Origin of the sequence: Carboxydothermus pertinax, from assembly GCF_001950255.1 — a bacterium.
Lineage (GTDB): Bacteria > Bacillota > Z-2901 > Carboxydothermales > Carboxydothermaceae > Carboxydothermus > Carboxydothermus pertinax.
Genome location: NZ_BDJK01000031.1, coordinates 1 through 6,500 on the forward strand (window position 1 = coordinate 1; position 6,500 = coordinate 6,500).

7 protein-coding genes and 2 pseudogenes are annotated in these 6,500 nt (G+C 38.6%); all 9 read right to left on the bottom strand.

What is annotated here, in order from left to right; genetic code table 11:
- Nucleotides 1-819 precede the first annotated feature (819 nt).
- The gene (locus cpu_RS13970; protein ID WP_234970221.1) at nucleotides 820-954 is read right to left on the bottom strand and encodes a transposase; all 135 of its coding nucleotides are present in this window, start codon (nucleotides 952-954) and stop codon (nucleotides 820-822) included.
- A 30-nt stretch (nucleotides 955-984) separates the two neighbouring features.
- Nucleotides 985-1,416: pseudogene (locus tag cpu_RS13975) on the bottom strand (transposase).
- A complete protein-coding gene (locus cpu_RS14335) occupies nucleotides 1,413-1,595 on the bottom strand; it encodes a transposase (RefSeq protein ID WP_268761783.1) in 183 nt (60 codons plus the stop codon). Before cpu_RS14335 ends, cpu_RS13975 begins: the two are co-directional and overlap by 4 nt.
- 777 nt (nucleotides 1,596-2,372) lie before the next feature.
- Nucleotides 2,373-3,419 carry an HD-GYP domain-containing protein gene (locus cpu_RS08535; RefSeq protein WP_075859597.1) on the bottom strand — a complete coding sequence of 349 codons (1,047 nt, stop codon included), beginning with the start codon at nucleotides 3,417-3,419 and terminating at the stop codon, nucleotides 2,373-2,375.
- Between the two features lie 167 nt (nucleotides 3,420-3,586).
- Complete coding sequence (locus tag cpu_RS14340) at nucleotides 3,587-3,721, bottom strand: Spo0E family sporulation regulatory protein-aspartic acid phosphatase (RefSeq protein WP_143299313.1); 135 nt, start codon at nucleotides 3,719-3,721, stop codon at nucleotides 3,587-3,589.
- Between the two features lie 195 nt (nucleotides 3,722-3,916).
- Complete coding sequence (locus cpu_RS08540) at nucleotides 3,917-4,144, bottom strand: HD-GYP domain-containing protein (protein WP_075859598.1); 228 nt, start codon at nucleotides 4,142-4,144, stop codon at nucleotides 3,917-3,919.
- Nucleotides 4,145-4,288: 144 nt separating this feature from the next.
- Nucleotides 4,289-5,794: pseudogene (locus cpu_RS14270) on the bottom strand (PP2C family protein-serine/threonine phosphatase).
- Nucleotides 5,712-6,026, bottom strand: coding sequence for an STAS domain-containing protein (locus cpu_RS08550; RefSeq protein WP_077177261.1), 315 nt, complete (start codon nucleotides 6,024-6,026; stop codon nucleotides 5,712-5,714). The pseudogene cpu_RS14270 and the gene cpu_RS08550 overlap by 83 nt, the downstream one beginning before the upstream one ends.
- Nucleotides 6,019-6,498 carry an ATP-binding protein gene (locus tag cpu_RS14275; RefSeq protein ID WP_077177262.1) on the bottom strand — a complete coding sequence of 160 codons (480 nt, stop codon included), beginning with the start codon at nucleotides 6,496-6,498 and terminating at the stop codon, nucleotides 6,019-6,021. Before cpu_RS14275 ends, cpu_RS08550 begins: the two co-directional genes overlap by 8 nt.
- Nucleotides 6,499-6,500: the final 2 nt, after the last annotated feature.

Below are 6,500 nucleotides of genomic sequence, written 5' to 3' on the forward strand. Positions count from 1 at the left end.
CATTGCTTGCTTTATGGTTTCCAGGCTAAAAAGGAAATCATTGATGCCGAGGTGGTTAGGTTAGCGGCTTTGGATGCTGGTTTCTAATCTTGCCCGGTCGCACTTTTGCGGCCGGTTTTCTTTTTATTTTTCTTTGCTAAATTACCGTGATATTTTGCAAAAGGTTATACTGACCTACCAAAATAATTTGCAATTTTTGCTGATTACAGCCTACTTCTATGCTATTTTATTTTGATAAATCGGTGCCTAAATAATTTGCAAGTTCACACTATTCCTGTTTTTTAGCAATTTCCGAACTTCCTTTTTTTAAGGTGCAAAGTTGAAAAACATTGGGGTTGTTCCAGCCTTCTCTTAAGGCCGAGTGGGAAAAAATAAAAGCTAAAGGCTCTGCAAAAGAGTCTAAAGCATCTTTTGAGGAAAGAGAATTTTCTCCTAATCACCCTTTCGCGCCGGCGGATTTCTTCATTTAGCCGTTCTAAACTATTGGTGGTACGAAGTCTTCAAAGGTAATTTGTCCACCATTAGAACAAGTCCAAATTATTGTGTAAAAATCCCTCTTGTTAGAAGCAAATGAATAATGGGTGATTAATCACTATCACTTACCCAGTATACCGCCTTTGGCCCTTAAAGGGTCAAGGATACATTATCGCAGGCTTTGCCCGTCCTTGACTACAGGGCCTTCGGCGGGGATAAGCAGTTAACGGTGGTGATTAGTTATCTCATTGTAATAATCTTTTTTCTTAATTTTTTTGAGGCTTCTTTTTGCCATTCAAAATACTCGGCCATGTCTAAGTATTTTTTGCTAGAGGCCAATTTTTTTCATCTTGTTTCCATTAGCAAAGCGCCAATTAACCGGATTGCTGATTCACGATTAGGAAAGATCCTTTTGCTATACCTTTCAGGAAGCTCTAAAACTGCTACAGCATCTTCAAAACCAGATTCTAAAATATCCACATGGCCTTAGCCGCCTTAGTTCTATACTCATCAAGTGCCTGATTTTGAATCTGGAGCCTCTAATATAGCTCTTACTTTGGCATGGACTTCTTTTTGTAAAGTTTTTGGGGTTTTATCGAGAATATTGCGCATAAAATGAGTTTGGCACCGCTGCCAGGTTGCTCCCTGGAAGTGCTGGCGAATAGCGTGTCTTAAGCCGTTATGGGGGGCTGAAACTACTAAGTCAACACCATGTAAACCTCTTTGTTTGAGCCAGGAGAAAAATTTACGTGAGATTTTCTGATTCGCTGTCGCCAAGCAGAATACCTAATACTTCCCGGTACCTTCTTCGTTTACGCCAACAGCAATTAATACGCCTCGCTGCCGGACACGGCCGTCTTCTCTAACTCTTATGACCATCGCATCTACTATGACTAAGGGGTAGCTTTTTTCTCTAAGAGGTCTTGAATTCCAGCTGGTCACAAAGGGTCAAGATTTTTGCAAAGTTCTGAAATTGTAGGCTTTGAAAACTCGGTACCGCAAAGTTCATAAGTTATCTCTTCAATTTTTCTGGTAGATATGCCATTAGCCACCATTTCCATTAATGCCAATAAGAGGACCCGTTCGCTTCTTTGTGGGTCAATTTTAGGCCAGTTTTCCATATATTTCAAAAAAGGTTAGCTACTTACCTAAATTAGTTAATGTGGTTGTCAAGCAGACTGTTCCTTTGCAGAAACAGTCCCTCATAAAACCGTGCTTGCGCTATTTACGTACACAGCTCCTCACTCGGAGATTCACACATTTATGCATAATCCCTGACGATTGTCAAATATGCTTACATATATTTTAGGTCTTAGCAGTGGTCTCGATTCGAGCAGCAAAAAGAATTTTTCCCATGTGTAACTATTAAGCTGACTCCTTCGGTTGAGCCACTTAAATATTAGTTTTGTAGTCTCGTATCAGAATTTTGACAGCATTTGTCCGTGGTCTGTAATTCCATAATACCCGTAATGACCTATAAGTTTAAATCTTATCTTATTTCTTCTAGTAGCTTGTTAACAGGATTTGTGCGATTAGCTTTTATCCATTCTTTCATTCTTAGCAATGCAGCTTGGAATTTCTTTCTGCTAGTCTTTCGTTTCACCCTGAATTTGCCGGTGCGACTTTTCCTTATAAAAAACTTCTAAATTTGCCTTTTGGGCTAATTTGCTCAGTAGTTTTACTGCTTTTACTGATTTTGGATATTCATCTTCGTTTCGATAAGTTACATAATGGGTAATTTTTTTGATGGCGCCGCTTCAATTTTTTCAACTTCTTCTATATAGCCGCCGATTACTAAGTCTTTCATTAATACTATTAATTTTTTTGCCTGTTTTCATATTCTCCACTATTTAATTGCCCCAATCATATTTTTTCAATCATTTATTACCCTAGTATAGTCAATATAATTGTATTTCTTCTCTTTCTTTTAGGATTTTCTCGGTTATTCTGACTATATCACCATCTATTTTATGATTCTGAACATCAGTTTCTAATATTTCTATTACCTGGGCAACATTCATCGGATTCCGGTAGCTTCTTTTTTCCATTACCGCAGCTGTAATATCAGCTACTTGAATAATACGAGCTTCTAAGTCTAAATCTTTTTCATTTACTTTAAACGGATACCCGCTGCCATCTAACTTTTCGTGATGGTATCCTGCCCACTTACAAATATCTTCTAACCCACCAATATCTTCAAAAAGTTTAAAAGTGTAAAAGGGATGGGATTTCATAAGTAAAAATTCCACTTCGGTTAATTTTCCTGGTTTATTAAGGATCTTTGTGGGAATTGCAAGTTTCCCTATATCATGTAGGATACTGGCAAATTCAATCTTACTTATTTGTTCCTTGCTAAGCTTTAATTCTTCACTTATTTTTACCGCAAGCTTTGCTACTCGTTGTGAATGCCTGCGGGTCAATAGGTCTTTGTTATCAATTAATTTTGCAATTAAGACATTAACCCTTTTAAGCTCTTCCTCAGCTAAGATATTTAATTTTTCCCAACCCATCGTTAGCTTTAGAATGTCCAAAAATAAAAATTCTTCTTCTAAATTAAACCAAAATGCTTCTTTTTCCATGAGTTCTAAAAGAGCACAAACTGTGCCCATTTCTTTATATTCATCAATTAGATATTTTTTTATCTTATTTTTCGTAAAAATACATACTTTACGCCTTCTTAACTTATCAGCTACTTTCTCTGCTAAAAATATGATTTCAAAGATTTGCCCCATAACTTTTCTATCCTTAAATAATAAGTGTTCTTCATCGACCAATGAGTATAAAAACAGATTTTCCATTTCTTCTTTACTTAATTGCAACTTTCTACCCAGTTGAAGGGCAATAAAGGTTCTTCTTAAGAGGTGCAAACGATCCTGTTTTTCATATAATCCGAATGTTCTATTCAAGGAAAAAGCAAGTGATGCAACATTAATAGATAATGCCATTGCCACTTCTCCCTTCAGCTTAGTCATTGTATTATTAAGTTAAACATAGGTTTCAGTGTAAAGTAACACCGTTTAAAACTTAAAAATCGTTGCACCTAAAGTTCAAAAACCTTTCGATCTGTCCCCCCCGAGAAGCAAAGTGTATAATACATAAATTTGCAATCAAATTAATTACCTTTCTCCTTTGTTTTATAAAAGAGAACTATTAAATCATCAAGTTTTTTACTCACTTCTAGCAATTTTTCCTTTTCATTTGGCTTAATTTTATATATCATCTGTCTTTTTTCTTCAATATCTCTCAAAATTCTTTCAATATTGGTAAAGTTCAGTCAAGAAAATATTTGTCGTATGTAAAAAATCTTCTCAAATATTTAATTTATTTTGGCTTTAAAAAAGGTAGGTATCACTCGGGTATTATGAACTAAAACCCGGAAGGAAAATACCTATCTTAGAAAAAAGCCTAAATATCTTTTGCTTAATTAAATTTCTAAACATACTTAAGATTTAATTGTATTTTTAGCCAAAGGTCGATCACTGGTCATGGCATCAAAAGCGTCAACTACCGCAAATAAACGAGCGGGAAGCGGTATTTCCTCCCCTTTTAATCCCCTCGGATAGCCCGGTACATCCCAGCGTTCATGATGGGAAAGGATGTAGTCTGCAATACTGACCATTTCCGGATTGTTTTGAGCAATACGAAAGCCTATTTCCGGGTGTTTTTTCATTTCTGTCCACTCTTCCTGGATAAGAGGGCCGACTTTTTTATAATGTTTTCGTTGATTCCTACCTTACCAATATCATGAAACACAGCTAAATCGGTATGCAGGCAGTCGTTCTGACCGTACTTTCGGAGCTAGCCAGAATCTAAGTTAAATGGCAGCCTGGCTCTTGTGTTCATCAACAACTTTTAGCACTACCATTGTGATATCGTCCTTCTGCGGTAAATTTTTCGTAAAGTCCTTGACCCTTTGGAGAACCTGATTTTCTATCTCCGTTGCCGGGCTATCCGCATACTGAACCAGAATTTGCCGCAAGCGCTCCAAGCGGAAAGCCTCCCCCTTTTCATTTCGTGCTTCTACAATCCCATCCGTGTAAAAAAATACGTAATCTGCATTATCCAATTAAATTGAATGTTCCTGGTACAGTTGATGAGGCATCCCTCCCAACATGATTCCCTTCCCCAGTAGTGGTTCACAGCTTCTCGTCTTCCCTTTTACAATCAGGGGGGGATTGTGCCCGGCATTGGCATAAGTAAGGATTTTTGACTGCGGATCGTAATCAGCGCAAAAAACCGTGACAAACGCACCCAGTGCTTTGAAGTCATCGTACAAGATGCGGTTCATGATCGTTAGCGTTTCTCCCGGACCTCTCCCTTTTTCCGCCACACTTCGAAACGCACTTCTTGTTAACAACATCAACATAGCTGCTGGAATTCCCTTGCCCATCACATCCCCAATCACGATCCGGAGTTTTCCGTTCTTTAGTATACAGAAATCGTAATAATCCCCCCCGATCGAGCGAGCAGCAATTGATGTGCCCGCAACCTGTCCGCCCACGAATTCCGGGACTTTTGCATTTAATAATTTGCTTTGAATTTGCTGGGCTAACTGTATTTCTCTTCTTAAGGTATTCTCCACATTGGCTAATTGATTAGACCGCTTCTGTAATTCCTGCATCCTCCTCATTATCGCATGAAGGCTGACAGAAAAAATACATAAAAAGGCTAGTATCAAAAACGGTGCCAACTGGTAAAAAGAAATCAAAATCACACCAAGGGAAAGCAAAGATACGTAATATATCCCACTATTCTTCCATTCAATTTTCTTGTTAACCATATAGCTGCTGAGCAATGATGTTCCATACAAAGAAACCACAGAGGCGATTACGCCGGTATAAAACGTAAGACTGCCATATGGTATATTGCCAGTTAACAAATTAATTATTCCCATAACGATGAGCAAAAGCACCCATTTAAACCAAAAAAGCCAATGGCGCCACGTCTCATTGGGGTGGAGAATGATCTGTGTAACGGCAACGGCCAGCATGATAAATGAGGCTTGAACAACCGGATAATGAAAAGCCATAATCCCGGCAAGAATTGGAAGTAATGATAATCCCTGAACTATTTCAATTCTAAAACCCCCCCCCGTTAAAAACAGGCAAATTAAGTATAACAATAAATACATCCAGGTTTCCTGCCAACCGAAAATAATCGTGGAGGCTCCAAACAATCCGCCAACCGCTAACAACACAATCATGTACCTTGCACGACTTGAAGCTAAAGACCCCACCTTAATTAGCCCCTTTCCGTAAGGTCTCAATGATTTGAAACAATCCCACCGTGTTAAGAAGTTCAGATATATTCTCATTGGCATTTTCGAGGCTGACAGTAAAACCCTTTTCCTGTGACAGGCGAACGATTTGAAGAATGGCACCAATCCCGCTTGAATCGATGAATTCAAGCCCGGCCATATCAAGGACCAATTCAGAGATACCGGAAAGTTTTTCCGTCTGACTGTTAAAAGTATCCACGGTGGAGATGTCCAATACGCCTTCTAAACTGAGCCTTACAGTCTTTCCTTCCAAACGGGATTTTACGTTAAGCATAATGTACCCTCTCCTCTTTAAGAGCCGTAATATTGTTGGTAGCTACCTTTTCATGCGTATCAACCAAGTTAATCTCTAACACGATGGTTGTGCCTCGGGGACCGGTACTTAGGAAAATGCGATCCATCGTCTTTAGAAGTAAGGTGAATCCCCATCCCGCAGAATGCTTGGTCGAGTATCCGGCCATCAGAGTTGTCCTGGGAAGTTCGGATAAGTCTATACCGCTTCCGTTGTCCGACACGAAAATTCGGAGAAAGTCACCATCCATATAAAGGCTCATTTGTCCCTCCGTCGCATGTTTCAATACATTGGTAACCGCTTCGGAAGTAGCGAGTAATATGTTAAATCTAACCTTAGGCGGGAGAGGACGAGACTCCAGTACCTCCGAGACCCCTGAAAAAAGTATTATAAAAAATAGAAAATGTAGAATAAAATAACAATAGCCCCTAAATTTATGATATAATTTATGTATAA